At 50.3% G+C, this 14,555-nt stretch carries 9 protein-coding genes; 6 read left to right on the forward strand and 3 right to left on the reverse strand.

Annotated features, from left to right (window positions below):
• Positions 1 to 83: 83 nt before the first annotated feature.
• Positions 84 to 1,091: an ankyrin repeat domain-containing protein gene (locus G8759_RS12545; RefSeq protein WP_167208429.1), complete on the reverse strand. Its 1,008-nt coding sequence runs from the start codon at positions 1,089 to 1,091 to the stop codon at positions 84 to 86.
• Positions 1,092 to 1,174: 83 nt separating this feature from the next.
• On the reverse strand, positions 1,175 to 3,001 hold the full coding sequence (locus G8759_RS12550; protein ID WP_167208431.1) for an Ig-like domain-containing domain: 1,827 nt from the start codon (positions 2,999 to 3,001) through the stop codon (positions 1,175 to 1,177).
• A gap of 313 nt (positions 3,002 to 3,314) precedes the next feature.
• Here G8759_RS12550 and G8759_RS12555 point away from each other — a divergent pair, with 313 nt between their 5' ends.
• The 6 genes from G8759_RS12555 to G8759_RS12580 all read left to right on the forward strand — a co-directional run bounded on the left by G8759_RS12555 (position 3,315) and on the right by G8759_RS12580 (position 12,755).
• Entirely contained in the window at positions 3,315 to 4,631 is a 1,317-nt protein-coding gene (locus G8759_RS12555; RefSeq protein ID WP_232074227.1) for a hypothetical protein, read from the forward strand.
• Positions 4,632 to 4,640: 9 nt separating this feature from the next.
• Positions 4,641 to 5,015 (forward strand): hypothetical protein, encoded by a 375-nt coding sequence (locus G8759_RS12560; RefSeq protein ID WP_162386180.1) that lies wholly within the window; start codon positions 4,641 to 4,643, stop codon positions 5,013 to 5,015.
• A gap of 86 nt (positions 5,016 to 5,101) precedes the next feature.
• The gene (locus G8759_RS12565; RefSeq protein WP_167208433.1) at positions 5,102 to 6,598 is read left to right on the forward strand and encodes a hypothetical protein; all 1,497 of its coding nucleotides are present in this window, start codon (positions 5,102 to 5,104) and stop codon (positions 6,596 to 6,598) included.
• A 104-nt stretch (positions 6,599 to 6,702) separates the two neighbouring features.
• Positions 6,703 to 10,263, forward strand: coding sequence for a hypothetical protein (locus G8759_RS12570; RefSeq protein WP_167208435.1), 3,561 nt, complete (start codon positions 6,703 to 6,705; stop codon positions 10,261 to 10,263).
• Positions 10,264 to 10,267: 4 nt separating this feature from the next.
• Complete coding sequence (locus tag G8759_RS12575; protein WP_167208437.1) at positions 10,268 to 11,086, forward strand: hypothetical protein; 819 nt, start codon at positions 10,268 to 10,270, stop codon at positions 11,084 to 11,086.
• Positions 11,087 to 11,189: 103 nt separating this feature from the next.
• Positions 11,190 to 12,755: a WG repeat-containing protein gene (locus G8759_RS12580; protein WP_167208439.1), complete on the forward strand. Its 1,566-nt coding sequence runs from the start codon at positions 11,190 to 11,192 to the stop codon at positions 12,753 to 12,755.
• An 82-nt stretch (positions 12,756 to 12,837) separates the two neighbouring features.
• Here G8759_RS12580 and G8759_RS35860 read toward each other — a convergent pair whose 3' ends face one another.
• Positions 12,838 to 14,550 (reverse strand): hypothetical protein, encoded by a 1,713-nt coding sequence (locus G8759_RS35860; protein WP_232074228.1) that lies wholly within the window; start codon positions 14,548 to 14,550, stop codon positions 12,838 to 12,840.
• Positions 14,551 to 14,555 lie beyond the last annotated feature (5 nt).

The following is a 14,555-nucleotide window of genomic DNA, read 5'->3' on the forward strand; positions in this document are numbered from 1 at the left end:
TGATAATCAATCTTTTAACTTGAGAAAATGGAGACCGTTCATCCACGTTGAATGCATGTCGGGATCTGTTTACATACACCTGTTTACTGTAGGGTACGCAACCGTTCTTTCACGGCGGTAAGCGCTTGTGGTGGGGTTTTGCCAAAATCGGTATACCCTTTTTCTTTGTAATCGATTACCCGATATATATCGAGGCCACTGGCCGTTTTATAGACCGGGCTGGCTCCTTTATCCAGCAGCAACTGGCAGATATCCCACAGATCGTTGTCGGCTGCATACATCAATGCTGAGGTAATAATAACGCGCTCATCGTATTGGGGCGGAATAGAGTTCGGGTCAGCCCCGTGCGCAAGCAATAGATTTACCTTTTGGGTTTTAAAGCCATCATCATTTCCCGAATAGAGGGCATTGAACAGGATTGGCCTCCCTGTAGGATATTCGGTTGCATTTGGATTGGCTCCTTTCTTTAAAAACCACTCTAAAAGAGTTGGGGCGCCGTCGGTCACCAGAAAATGGGTTGGTGATCGAAGCTTATCCGCCGTTTCTACCGTGGCTCCGTGCGCCATGAGCAAATCGAGGCACTGAATGGCTTCGGGTGAAGGATTCTCTTTCGCGCGAAGGGTGGCAAAATCGAGTAATGTCGTATGATCCGTGCCGCTCTCGTTGATGGCAGGAATCGGCTGTTGTAGCCCAAGTTTTAGCTGAGCTACATTCCCGCTGGCTATCGCTGCGGCAAGCTGCCGTCTGACAGGGTCCTGAAAGTAGTAAGCGCCATTGGCTCGGTCGCTGAGTTCCTTGTCGTAATTTTTCTGGCGTCGATCCGCAATTATTGGTCCGAAAATCAGACTCAGCAGGTAGCCGACTATTGGAAATCCGCTAAGAATCAGGGTCAGTATTTTTGTAAAGGAATAGGGTAGCAGGTTTAAGCCAACAAGCACTACCAGAATGATCACAGCCAGAAATAAAATTCCGGCAGCCATTCCGCGACCAGCCGCATCTTGTCCAGAGCCTGCCGGTGTTAGAAACGCCCAGAGCAGCATAAACCCATAAAAGCTTAGAATGGCCCAGTTAATGAGTGTGATCGTTTTCATGCCGCTAACTAAGCTCTTATGTATGAGCATGTCTATCGGTAATCCATAACTGGTACTACTTACTTAATAAGTAGCGGGTAAAATCAAAAATCGATGTCGGTTAGCTCAAAATTCTGCTTGAGTGGAATAATACCTCCTTCTTCGGCACCGGGATGATAAATAATGGTTTCGGGCTGAATACCCTTCTGCACATTGCCAATGTCACGCCTTCGGTTTCCATTGGCGTCGATGATCAGGCGGACCCGGTAGCGGCCTGGTTTAAGCCGGGGAAAACTGTAGTTTGTTGTTCCGTAAGAGGATCGGATAACCGTATATTTATCGTCAAGTAGCTCAACAATAAAGTTCTTATTGGCCCCGCCGACAGTTGCTGGGTTGATCCGACCAGCGATCAGGCCGTAGCTGTCTTCATCCGCAATTTTATACCGACCATTGTACCGGGCCAGCGTATCGCCCTGAACACTGATAAATGCCCCTTTTAGTAGCCTGAAGAGCAGTGTGTCTTTAAGATTCGTTTTTCGTTTTATGACTAGTTGACTGAAACTATTACTCCAGGCCAGCTCTTCTGGTGTAAACTTAAAGGGTTTTGTACTGTCGGGGCCAATGACGATAAGATCGGTGCTGAAGCGGAGAATGGGTTTGGAGAATTTGATAGAGAAATCCAGATTGTTATCAATCGGTTCACTGGCCGGTGGTGCCACCTGAACGGTCAGGGGTTTCCGGTCTTTTGCCCGCGATTTGATGGGCGAAAAATAAATGCGCTCCCTGAGTTCCGTAATATTGCCGACCGAATCCTGAGCCATAATGATCAAATTGATCGTATCGTTAGCCGCCCGGTTTGCTGGCCGAAAAAGCCGGATCATCTTGGGACTTTCTAAAAATGACACCAGCGTATCGGTCGACGGTACAAACGACATTGAGGTTGGAACAGCTGTTGCCGATGTTGCTGTTGAAGAGACCGCTGAGGTTGATACACCTGTCGTCGCTGTCGTGGAAGCGGCCGTCGTGGAAACAGCCGATGTGGAAGCAGCCGTCGTGGAAGCAGCCGTCGTGGAAGCCGCCGATGTAGATACGACTGTGGTGGAGACCATTTTACCAAAACGTAGTTTATAGCTGGCAATGCCGCTGCTAAGTTCCAGACCCAACGTTTCGTCGGTGCGCTCGCGTCGGCTGATTCGAGGCTTGGACGATCCCCGGAAAGCTACCATGTTTATATCGGTATAATTGCGGTTGAGATTCACAAGACTGTCGCGGAAGGCCACCCGTTCGCCCGGTGTGTTGTTAACCAGATTCAAATCCTTGTCGTCGAATCCATACACTTTATACTGGCCTGCTTTCACGTTTTCAATGCGATAAACGCCATTGCTATCGGTTCGGGCGTAATAGGCGGGACGCTTCCGGTTGATAGGGAGCGTATCGGTCGGTGCAAACAGGCCGATTACGAAGTTGAGGATAGGCAGACGGCTTTCGTCATCCAGAACAGTACCGCCCAAATAAAGTGAATCGATAACAGGGCCGGTGCTAAACACAATCTTGGCATCTTTAGCAATATTGCGCTCTGTAATATCCTTTATGCCGTCAGAAAAGTTAATGGTATAGGTGGTATTCGGTTGCAGTGGCCGGTTAAAATTCAGCCGCAGGCCTTTTGGCAGGGCTTTTACAACAAACGTATTGCTATCCTGGGGTGTAACGGTGACCTTTTGCTGAATATTTTCGACATTGACGTACTCGTCGAATTCCAGTTCAACTGTCTTGCCGGTATAGTTCAACTGTCGGGCCGTTGGCATGCTGCTCACCAGTTTGGGCGACAGGGTGTCTTTCTTGCCACCGGGCGGCTGAGCAACCTGGGCGCAATTTTGAAGCAGAATGGGAAGTGACAGTAAAAAAAATACTATAAAATGGCGAAGCGTCATACGTTAATAGGCAGTATACAGTTGGCAGTCGTCAACTGAGCGACTTATGGTTTATGTATTTGCCTGTTCAGAGACTGTCAGGAATAATTTCTGACAACAATCAGCCACAAACTTAAAACCATAAACTAAGTATCCAGTGCAATCAGGCTACAAAGGTAAACGTCCGTTCATCGTTAAACTGTACCGACTGACATAAAATGGATGTCTGCTTCGTTACCTTAAGTAGAATTTTAAGAAAAATTAAAGGTCTCCGCCACAACGGAGGGTAGAGAACGGGGCAGTTTGGTACTTTTGCTCCTCACACATTCCCGTAATGACGAAAAATTTATTCATGGTCCGCACACGAATCTGCCGGTTCCACCTATTTCTTGGCTTAGGGGTGGCTATCTTTTTACAGAGCTGTAATCTGGCTCCTAAAGAAGAGCAAAAGCCAACCGTTAAAGCTGATACAATAAATCAGATCAATTTTTTTCTGGAAACATCGGCCAGCATGGGTGGTTACCTGAATGGGAGTACGGAATTTAAAAATATTGTTTCTGAATTCGCCAACAAGATCAGCCAGATTGAGCCGGTGCGTAAACCCCTTGCCATTTATACCATCAGTGCCGAAGCACAGGCCTATCCTGGCGACGTGGATAAGTTTGTGACAAGCTTGGCCACGGTTCCGCTGGCCAACGCCCGTAGTTCGGAACTTCACACCATTTTTCGGCAAGTGGGCGAAAAGGCGCGCAACAACAGCGTGGCGCTTCTGGTATCCGATTGTATTCTCTCGTTTCCGGACGGAGACATTAAGAAGAATCCGCAGATCAATGCGACCGATGCATCGAGTGTCCTGAAAAACGAGATCAACCGACAGTTTGCTGCCTTGAGCAAAGACACTATCAATGCAACGGTTTATGCCTATTCGTCGGCTTTCAATGGCACATACTACGATTATCAGAACAAAAAGCAGAAACTCAATGGCGAATCGCGGCCATTTTATATCTGGGTTATCGGTAAACAACGCATCCTGAATCTGTTCAATCAGAAGTTACAGGCTGCCTTAACGACCAAACCTGATAAGCAACTTGATTTTGGCGGGAGCGGCTCGACAGCGGGTTACAACCTGTTTTTTACCCTCAATCGGAAGGGTGAAAACTGGAATGCCGATGGGCAGCGCATCACGAACCTTAAAGGGGTTCGGGCCGATCAACCGGCTGAGTTTGCAATCGGTGTTAATCTGAGCGGATTGCCTGCCTACGCACAAACGGAAGCCTATCTGACCAAAAACCTGATCGTTTCGGCAGGAAATGCCGGGGTTAAATTGCTGAAAATTGAGCCAAAAGACGATGTGAAAGGTACCGAAAAGCTGAAAACCAATGAAGCCCGAATGCTGAGCGAGGCTACCCACGTGCTGACCTTTCGGGTAACACAGCTTTTTGAAAACGAAACGCCCGTTTCCATCAAATTACCTGTGCGCTACGATACCTGGTACCTAAATCAGTCCACAATGGACGACCGTACTTCGGCTGGCCGGGAGGGCAAAACCTTTGCACTTGAACACCTCATGAATGGTGTCCGCGATGCCTATGAAACAGGCTCCGGCGCTGATAAATCGTTTCTACAACTTACCATCACCCTCGAACAATAAACGGCACCCATGTTCACTGCTTTGTATGAATTGCTGATTGGCAAAAACCCTGATCCTACGTACCGCAACACTGTTTTTACGCCCGTCGGCCTGCTAACGCTGGTGCTGATGCTGGGCCTGGCGGCTATTTTTTACCTGTTGCTGGGCCGCTGGAAAGCGATTTTTCACCGAACCAGTCACTGGGTGATTACGTTGGTTGTCGCCCTGATTATTGCCTTTTCGCTGGCTGTCAGCTACGCCAAAGACGCAACGGGTGAGCCCGAAGCCGACAGCTATATGCTTGGTTTTGGTGGCGTTAATTTAATTCTGGCCGGGCTATTGTTTTTTGGTTTTTCGCTCCTGTTCCGGCGTGGATCGAAGTTCGCCCGGTACACACCTTTTTAAATTTCAGTTTTAAAAAAAGTCTTCCGTTTACTGGGTCGAAGCTCTGTTGCGCTACGCAGGAAACGGAAGACTGAAATCGTTTAAGTATGAAACTTTTCGTTTTTGCCATCGGTGGTACGGGTGCACGTGTGTTGCGCTCGCTAACGATGCTGCTGGCAGCTGGGGCTAAAGTGCCCGACAACCTGACCATTATTCCGATTCTGCTGGATATGGATATGCAGAACGGCGATACGGCTCGTGCTCTGAACGGCGTCGAACTGTACCGAACTATTCGCAATGCGGCTTATCCAAACGGGGCAGCACCGGCTGGTCAGAGCGATGCACCCCGACCATTCTTTGCTACCCCGATCCAGTCGCTGGGAACGCTCCAGAGCGAAACCACTCAGGAGCGGATCGGCGATTCATTTTTGCCCCAGCTGACCGAGCATCAGGGTACGTTCGAGGAGTTCCTGAATGTCAGTACCATGGATGATATTGACCGTGAACTGCTCAAAGTCCTCTACGATAATTCAGCAAAACCGACCAGTGCCGAGCTTAAACTCGATCTCTCGGTTGGTTTTAAGGGGAATCCGAATATCGGCAGCGTAGTCTTCAACGCGCTGGAAGATTCGGCACTTTACAAATACTTCGTCGGAGCGTTTAACAACGAAACGGACCGGATTTTTATCATCAGTTCCATCTTTGGCGGAACCGGATCATCGGGTTTCCCGCAGTTGGTGAAACTGTTGCAGGAACCGAGCCAGAAAATGCCGATTCGCAACGCCCGGAAGGGTGCCGTTACGGTGATGCCCTATTTCGCACTGGAAGAAAACGGGCAAAGTGCCATCGACCAGAATCGCTTTAACTCCAAAACCAAAGCGGCACTGTCGTACTATCAGAACCAGATTCATCTGGATTCGCTGTATTACATTGGCGATAAACCCGGCGCTAAACTGTATGCAAACGTAGAGGGAGGTTCCAAACAGGCCAACAATGCGCATATCGTCGAATTGCTGGCGGCCGAAACCGTACTGGATTTTGCCAACCGGGGAGCCGGTGAGTTTGCCGGGGCGAAAACCTATTACGAATATGGCCTTCGGCGCGATGATCGCCAGTTAGACTTTGTTCATTTTGCCGATTCAACTTTCCGCAATGTGATGCAACCGCTAATTCGGTTTGCATACGCCAGCAAGTTCTACACAGAATACATACCGGCCAACCTGCGGGAATCGTTTGCCAAGAGTCTGGGGCTGCAACAGCAACTGGGTAGCAGTACCTATTTTGTGGCGCTGACGAAATTTATGGGTGAAGCTTTCCGCAAATGGCTCGCTGAAATGGGCGATAATGACCGGAAATTTGACCCGTTCAACTTTCAGACAGATTTCAATGCGCTGGTTCGTGCCAAACAGATTGAACCCAAAACGTTCATGGGCTTTGGCGATAAAGGCATCAGTGAAAGCTTCCTGCTTAACGAAGCGGGCGACGCCGAACCGAAACTACTCGCGCAATACCCTCAGCCCGAAACGCGCCTGATGCAAATGCTGATGGTCGTAGCGGACAAGTGCATGCAAAAACTTGGCGACCTCAACCGGCAACTTGTTTAAATGAGTTTGCAGGGTATCGTTTTGGTAGATTACCTGCTGAGATTATACGCTCGCACGTTACTACCGAAACATATACCTGAAAACTGAAAACGGAAAATTTCAGTATGCCCCATATCCTTCGCATTGACAACGACCCGAACGTGGTCGAACAGAATCACCTCGGCTGGACAGGCGGAACCGTCGGGCTGGTTGGTAATCGTATTGAACACATTCCCGACACGCTGCTGAATCAGGCTGGTCTGGCGGCCAAAGCGGGTACGTCGATTCCGTCGCCGTTTGCGCGGTTGTATTTATTCGACGCGGCTTTCAGGCTGGTCATGAACGACCTCCGACCGGCTCAGCCGACCATGTATCACGTACTGGTGTCACACTGCCTCGATCTGCTCGAATTGTTGTTTCAGGCAGGTGGTAGCCCCGATCTGACCTACCGTGTCTGGAGCCGGGCCGATCGTTTGAGCGCCCTGAACCAGAAAGCTCCATTGCCGAATGCGCCGAATCGTCGGCATCCGCATCGGGTGCTGGCCAAAGCGCTTGAGCTGGATATGCGCCACGATCTGGCCAACCTGCAAACATTCACCCTGATTTATTACAAAGGGGCACTATTGGGCGGTACCTCACCACTAACGCTGGTATTTACGTCGCCCAACTGGGAGCAGGAGCGTCAGAACAAATTTCTGGACCCGCCCAAGAGCAGCACGGGCCGGGTATTGTTCCAGCAGGAATATGTACCGCTCGAAAGCCGCGACCGGACGTTCGTGACGTATTTAAGCCGGTTATTTGAGCAATACAAAAGCCTGTTGCCCGAAAACAGCGGTCTGACCAAGTTTCTGGACAAACTCTTCCGCGATAACCCGTATCCACTGCCCGTAGATGGCGGCAAAACGCTGAATGATTTCAATCCGATCAGTACGAATATCGAAGGATTCAGCACGCTTCAGGTTGTAACGGGATTGCCGCTATACAGCGTCCGTGCCGACGATGTGTTGCGTGAAGTGGAAGGCAACAGTGATTTTGTGATGTTGCCAACAGTTGGTTATTATAAAGAAGAAACCAACAAAAACGGCGTCAAAACAAACGTGCGGCCACCACTGGCGCTGGCTTCGCGCATGGATGTGCGTGGTCGCTACGTGAAAAACACCGATTGGGATTCGCGGACGGTCATTCCATCCTCATTGCTCAACGATTTGGGAGCGGGTGGGCTACTGGCCGACCGTCGGCTACCGGGTGTTGACAATGTGCAGTACCCATTTGTTTCGACCGACGATTTTCTGGAGGATTTCCTGATTCGGATGCCGTTCAAGATCAATAATGAACGGTTTTTTACGGGAACTGTCAATCGCGCCGATTGCGATTTCCTGCTGCCGATCCGGAAAGAATACTTTAATTTTTTCACGCTCGAAGACCTTCGCAATTACCTGGTGCTGGACATCAGCGACCTGCGGGTAACGGCTACGCTCAAAGTTCCTGTACGGGGACAGGGTGTGCGCTTTGTGGAGTTCCGGAAAACCTATGAACTGAACGAGCCCGAAAAAGTGCTTGATTTGCCGGTCGGTATGGGTTTCTTTCCATTTTACCGACTCACAATTCCCGACCAGCAGGCCCTGAACAAATATACAGTTCTACTGGCCGATGGCACAACATCGCAGGCGACCCAGGCCAGTTTCTACCGTTTCCCGGATGTCGTCAATCGACACGCGCTCACGAGCGGAAAACCACAGCCCCGAAGCCCAAAAGTGGGCGAACGGCCTGCCTCGTACTACTACAAAGTCAACGAAGCCTTCGATCTGGTCGAGATTCAATTGGCGCATAATGACATCCCGTACCGGGGAATTGTGATGCCGGAATTTACGACGGTTTCCAATCGCGGTTACGAAGAGTTTACGTTTGCTGTCGACTTCGGAACGTCGAATACACACGTGGCCTACCTTGTCAAAGATCAGGGTGGAGCCAAGCCCGATCCTGAGCCATTGACCGTTACGGATGAAGATCTTCAGATGGTGCTGCTGAACAAGCCGTATTCGGGGCCGGGTATTAGTCGTGACTATGATCGATATAGTGTCAAAAGTAGTTTTGGCGCGTTCGAACAGCTGGAACCGCTGGTTCGGCGGGAGTTTGTTCCCCCACTCATTGGCCGTAATCCACGGCTTGGAACGCCGTTTGCTTTCCCGCTACGAACAACCATCTACGAGCGCGAGGGCCTGACCCAGGGTGGCGATTACCTGTTTACGAAACTGAATCTTGGTTTTAACATTGACCTCGAGCAGGTTACCGTTGGCGATAACAATCGTTATGTATCGACTCTGAAATGGCTGTTCGAAAACAAACCGAACGACACGCTGAATGACCTGCGCGTACGGGCGTTTTTTGAGACGCTTTTGCTTCTGATTCGCCATAAAGTGGTTCAGAACAAAGGCGACGTTGCGCTAACGAAGATTGTCTGGCTGGCACCGTCGAGCATGACCCGGCGCACCCGAAATCGCCTGACTGCCGAGTGGAACAAAGCCATGCAGGAAGTGTTCGGTACTACAGCTTATTTCCAGGATGAACCGATTCTGGAATCACTGGCGCCGTATTTTTATCTTCAGCGTCAGGGTGTTCTTCCGACAGCCAATGCCGTAAACGTCGATATCGGGGGAGGTACGTCGGACCTGATGTTTTTTGCGCAGGGGCAACGGCATTACTTCAATACGTCGTTCCGGTTTGCGGCCAACGACATCTGGGGCGGTGGTCTCGATGAAACCGGGGCGCCTTCGGGCCGGATGGATAACGGATTTGTGTCGAATTTCCTGACATACCGCAGCAATAACCCATCGAGCCAGAAAACGGGTGCCGACCAAACGCTGGATGCCTTTCTGGACCCCAAACGCCGGATGTCGCCCGAAGATGTGGTCAGTCTATTGTTTAAATACGATGACCACTTCCAGTTTACGAAGGCAATTCAGAATCAGCAGCCTGCTTTGTTGATTGTGCTGTATTTGCACTATGCAGCCATTATTTATCACCTGGTTCAACTGATTGAATCGCAGGAAAAACAGGAAGGTGGTACTGCGCTTGAGCTACCGCGTTTTCTGACGTTTACGGGCCGGGGAAGCCAGTACCTGAACCTGCTTGGAACGCGGGCCGACCTGGTCGATTACACGAAGCGGTTGTTTGCGGCTTATACCACGAAATCAGTACCGGCCAACTTCCAGATTCTGTTGACCGACAATCCGAAGGAAACGACGGCTAATGGCGCTGTGCTTTATCAGACTGCTACGGATCGGGATCAATACCGGGGTAATCAGACTACAGCTTATTGGGGGAATGAACCGACGCATCCGGTAACGTTTACGTATAATGAAACGACCGTTGATACCGTTGGGCACGAGAATGATTTCCATGATTCGGTGTTACGCAACGTGCGTGATTTTCTGGAGAAAACACTAAAAAATAACTCCGTATCGGCGTTTCTGGGTGATTTTGGTATTCGCCGGACACAGGATTATTATGACTTCCTGGTTGGATCAGATGTAACCCGAAGCAGCGTGTTGCATGATAGTTACATGCTGGCTAAACTGCCTCTTGAGCGCGACGCTGATGCGCGGCTGGCGGAGACGTTCTTTTTCCTGCCACTTAAAAACGCGCTCTACGAACTGTCGAAATACATTGCCAAAAACCAGTCGTAACGGAATGATGATGCAACGATTCAGAAAAGGCTGGCTGTTGGTAATTGGGTTGACAGTCAGTCTGGTAGCGCAGGCTCAGGATGGTGAAACGGCGTCAAAACCATCTTTTTATACGTACCTGGGGCTGATTCTTGCCCTGCTTGCCCTCATTGGTCTTGTTCTACTCTGGTGGCAGAATCGACTGGCCTGGGACAAGATCAACTCGGAAAGACGATCCGCTACCGGTAATTCCGATGGAGTTCGGGAGTTAAGCGGGCGGGTGATGTCGCTGGAGCGCGATAACAAAGCGCTGATTGTTAAGATGAAAGCCCTGGACGAGCAGGTAATACAACTACGGCAACTTGTTCGCAGTGATAACCGGCAAGCGGCCACGGCTGTTCCGTCAACACCAGCTGTTGAACCACGGCAAGCTCCTGCGCAACAACCGGTTCGGCCCAGTGAACCTGTCCAAAAGTCGGCAGCCGTATCAGCGCAGTCGCAGCGGCCAGCACCGGTTATTACACCCCCGGTTAAATTGTATGCCCGCACTGCCGATGTTCCTGGTGGGTTCAGCGTAAGCAGCCTGGTGGAAACGCCCAATCGCCCAATGGTATTTGTGATAACGCCAACCGGGCCAACTCAGGCCACCTTCCGCGTAACCGACGATCCTGAAGCCCAGCGATTGGCTCTGAGCGATCCGTATTCGTACCTGAGCGATGCCTGTAATTATCAGTCCCGGCCCGAGATAAATAGCCGGATTCACATGATTTCCGACGGAAAACTGCAATTACAGGGTGAAAAGTGGCATATTGTTGAAAAAGCGGAAATTAGTTTCTATGTCTAATGTGTTAGTGTTTGGTAAGTAAGGTAACTGAGGAATTGGGTTTCACTCGTTGCCATTTACCTTACTTACCCAATTACCTTTGCTACGTATTTAGGCAGTCAAGATGACGCTTACCGAACTAAAAGAACGAATTAAGGAAGAAGTTGTCCTGCATGAGGGTGACTTGAAAGAATGGCAGTGGCGCAGAAATGGTCTGCTAACCGAAGCCGAGCAGGATGGTATTGCCTCCGCAGAATTCATGCGGCTGGTTAATGATGTGAGTTATCAGCTTGGAGGGCTGTTCCCTCGGATCAATGCGCTGAAGTCCACGGCCGAGACCTACGCCCGAGCCGATAAAAAACAGCTTCTGCCACTTCACCTCGACGAACTAGTTGCTGAAGCCGAGCGGTTGACATTATCCAGAAACTTCGTAACAAAACGCTGGCTTCCGGCAATTCTGGCAACTATTCCAGATCCGCCTAAATCAGAAACGGTTGCCGTACCGGTTCCGCCACCGGCGCCCGTTACTCCGCCCCCTGTTGTTCCCGTTGTTCCAACAAGCCTGAGCCGGGACGAGGTGCGCCGAAAGGTTGCTGCCAAACTAGACGACTATAAATCACAACGGACCATTCCTGCCTGGGTATTGCGCGATTTGCTTTATGCGATCAATGGTGATGAATCGATCGTAACGGAGGAGATATTCTCGTATCTCGTCAGTAATTTTTTCAAAGCCGCCCGCGAACCACAGGGAAACACGCTGCGGGAACGATTGGTGTCAGCCGATTGGGAAAACGTTCTATTTAAAGTCAATCCGGAACCTGCCCCCGTTGTAACACCCGAGCCTTACCGTCCGGAGCCATCGCGCATTCCCGAACCTCAGCCAATTGTACGCTCGTTTACAGCCCAGCCAGCCCGTGTCCGTAAGGGCGAAGCCGTGACGCTGGCCTGGGAGGTAGAGAATCTGCTGGCGGTTACGATCGATGATCTCGGAGCCGGGTTGTCTCCTCAGAACAGGGGTTGGGTAAAGCCAGTGAAAACCACGGATTATACCCTGTTCGATGTCAATAATAATCCATTGAGTACCGTTCGGGTGGAGGTCATACGGCCTGATCGAAGCGGAGTTTATGGGGTCATGTTCGCGCTGGCGTTGCTGGCTCTGATCTATTGGTTCATTAAAAATACGAATTCAGAGAAAACGGAACCAGTCGAAAAGCCGCGAACGGAAAAGACCTCCGAACGGACTGGAAAAACGCCTGTGCATTTGGCCGGGAAACGGCGAAAAAAAACGGCCAGAACGACTAAGCCGGAGTCAGAAAAACCAACAGAAACCATTGCCAGGGCTGAGCCCGCACCGAAAACCAAGCCTGAAAAACAGGAAACGCCGGTTCAGACTATGTCCAAGCCGATCAGAAGTGAATCATCCGAAACACGGTCATCGTCGCAAACCGCCAAGCCACAGTATTCGGAACCCAATGATAAGCCTTACGACAAAGTAGACAATCGCACCGATGAGCAGGGCTGGCGGATGGCTCGAAAAGGGAAACGCTGGGGCTATGTCAATGAATTCGACGAATGGGTCATTGAACCCCAGTTTGAGGCAACAACCCCATTTCGGGGAAATGTAGCGTCTGTTTTCTTCAACGGACAGCTTATGAAAATAAATCGGGCAGGCGAACAGGTGAAGAATTAGTCTTCAGCAGGCAGTGAGCAGTTTGCAGTCTTCAGTTGGCAGAGGCCTTATCGTGAACTACCTACTGAAGACTGCCCACCGCCTACTGCCCAGGTGCAACCTCTACATTCAGGTTCTGAAATTTAACCGTTTTGGAAGCCGTTATAACGCCAATTTTATTCCCGCTGAACTTTCTGAAAACGTGCGGGCTATCCTCCACCTCTTCTCCATTGATGTAAAAATGAAGTTGGTTCAACTCTTTTTTTACCATTAAAGTATTCCGTTCCCGATTCACATTTACCCGGGGGGGCGTGGGTTTTCCCGGCATGTAGTTCGCAAATGTGCCACCGTTGATAAGCGACTTTATGGATACCTGATTCGTTCCCATCAGCCGGAATTGGCAAAAATTGTTGACATCTTTTACACCGAGCAGTAAGCCACCATCAGGCTGGACACCCGGAGGTACGATCATATCGATCGTTACAGTAAACGATTCCGCTTTATTTAAATCAATCGATGGCGGTAGGCTGATGTAGCTGCGAGCGGGATTTACGGTCGATGCAGACGTTTTATGGATGTAATAATTGCCAAGACTTATTTCAAGCTCATACCCATTCTTCTGGCCCACCAACCAGCGGTTCTGATTTTTGGTGAATGTCTCGCTGAATGTGTTTGGAGCGGAATTGATAGGTTTAGGTGCTTCACTAACGGGAGTTTCCACGACCGGCGCTGGTTTTTTTTCCGGGATCGGTGTACTTACGGTGGGCGTAGGCGTCTCAACCGTAGTTGTGTAAGCCGTGGGCAGGTCGGGCCCGGATGCTCCTAACGTGACGCTTAATTTCTGAAAAGCAGTCCAATAGGCAGAGGAGATCATACCTACATTATTACCTGCCAGCATTTTGAAGCGATAGGGGCTGTCACGAATTTCCCGTTCATTCACGTAGAAGTGGAGCGCATACCCCTTCCGTCGGATAGTAAGTCGATTTCGGTTTCGATCGACGGGTACGCCTGGCTTGAAAAAATCACCGGGCATATAGTCGGTAAATGTTTCGCCATTGGACACCCGGATAATCGAAACTTCCCCTTTGTTATTTAAGGTAAAGGCGCTGAAATTCAACGAATCTTTTACGCCAAACAGCAGCCCGCCTGTAGGTACTCGCCCTGAATCGGCTAATACATCGATCTTGATGGTGAACAGGTCGGCAGCGTTCAGATTAATGTCTGTTGGCAGGGGTACATAGCTGAAGGCTACCTGCTGCGTGTTGACATTCCGTTTGCGGATACTGTAGCGGCCCATCCCGATCTGGTAATGATAATCACCTTTAATGCCCGCTTTCCAGCCATTTCGGTTCGTGGCAAAATCGCCGGTGAAAGCGGGCCGGAAATCGGGAGACGTAGTAGTTGAAGGGGCCGTTCGGTTCGGTCTTGACACCGGTATGTCCGGAACTGATGCCTGCTCAGCTTGAACCGTAGTTGGCTGCGTAACCGGTGGGTCAACGCGGCTTGGTGTCGACACCTCAGGCCGGGGTGCATCGGTACGAACTACGTTTGGCTGAGCAATATCAGGCTGCGTTCGGCTCGGTTGGGTAGGTGCAGGCCGATCAACCGGTGTAGTAGCTGCTGGCTGGGACATCGTAACCGGTGTATTAACAGGCTGGTTTGCTACCGATGGGGAAGTGCGGGAAGTAGACTTAAAGGTAATCTTCTGCCAGTCGCTGGTTGCCGAATAAATGAACGGTTTCGAACGTCGGGGTGCTTGCCCAAAGCTGGCTGTGCTTAGCAAAACAAGAGCGGTAAGGAACGAAAACAGTCTCATGATCG

Source organism: Spirosoma aureum (genome assembly GCF_011604685.1).
In the GTDB taxonomy this organism is placed as follows: Bacteria; Bacteroidota; Bacteroidia; order Cytophagales; family Spirosomataceae; genus Spirosoma; species Spirosoma aureum.

What these genes read in the sequence shown, in the direction of transcription:
- G8759_RS35860 (WP_232074228.1), bottom strand. Translation starts at nt 14,550, where the DNA reads ATGAGACTGTTTTCGTTCCTTACCGCTCTTGTTTTGCTAAGCACAGCC.
- G8759_RS12545 (WP_167208429.1), bottom strand. Translation starts at nt 1,091, where the DNA reads ATGAAAACGATCACACTCATTAACTGGGCCATTCTAAGCTTTTATGGG.
- G8759_RS12560 (WP_162386180.1), top strand. Translation starts at nt 4,641, where the DNA reads ATGTTCACTGCTTTGTATGAATTGCTGATTGGCAAAAACCCTGATCCT.
- G8759_RS12550 (WP_167208431.1), bottom strand. Translation starts at nt 3,001, where the DNA reads ATGACGCTTCGCCATTTTATAGTATTTTTTTTACTGTCACTTCCCATT.
- G8759_RS12555 (WP_232074227.1), top strand. Translation starts at nt 3,315, where the DNA reads ATGACGAAAAATTTATTCATGGTCCGCACACGAATCTGCCGGTTCCAC.
- G8759_RS12565 (WP_167208433.1), top strand. Translation starts at nt 5,102, where the DNA reads ATGAAACTTTTCGTTTTTGCCATCGGTGGTACGGGTGCACGTGTGTTG.
- G8759_RS12570 (WP_167208435.1), top strand. Translation starts at nt 6,703, where the DNA reads ATGCCCCATATCCTTCGCATTGACAACGACCCGAACGTGGTCGAACAG.
- G8759_RS12580 (WP_167208439.1), top strand. Translation starts at nt 11,190, where the DNA reads ATGACGCTTACCGAACTAAAAGAACGAATTAAGGAAGAAGTTGTCCTG.
- G8759_RS12575 (WP_167208437.1), top strand. Translation starts at nt 10,268, where the DNA reads ATGATGATGCAACGATTCAGAAAAGGCTGGCTGTTGGTAATTGGGTTG.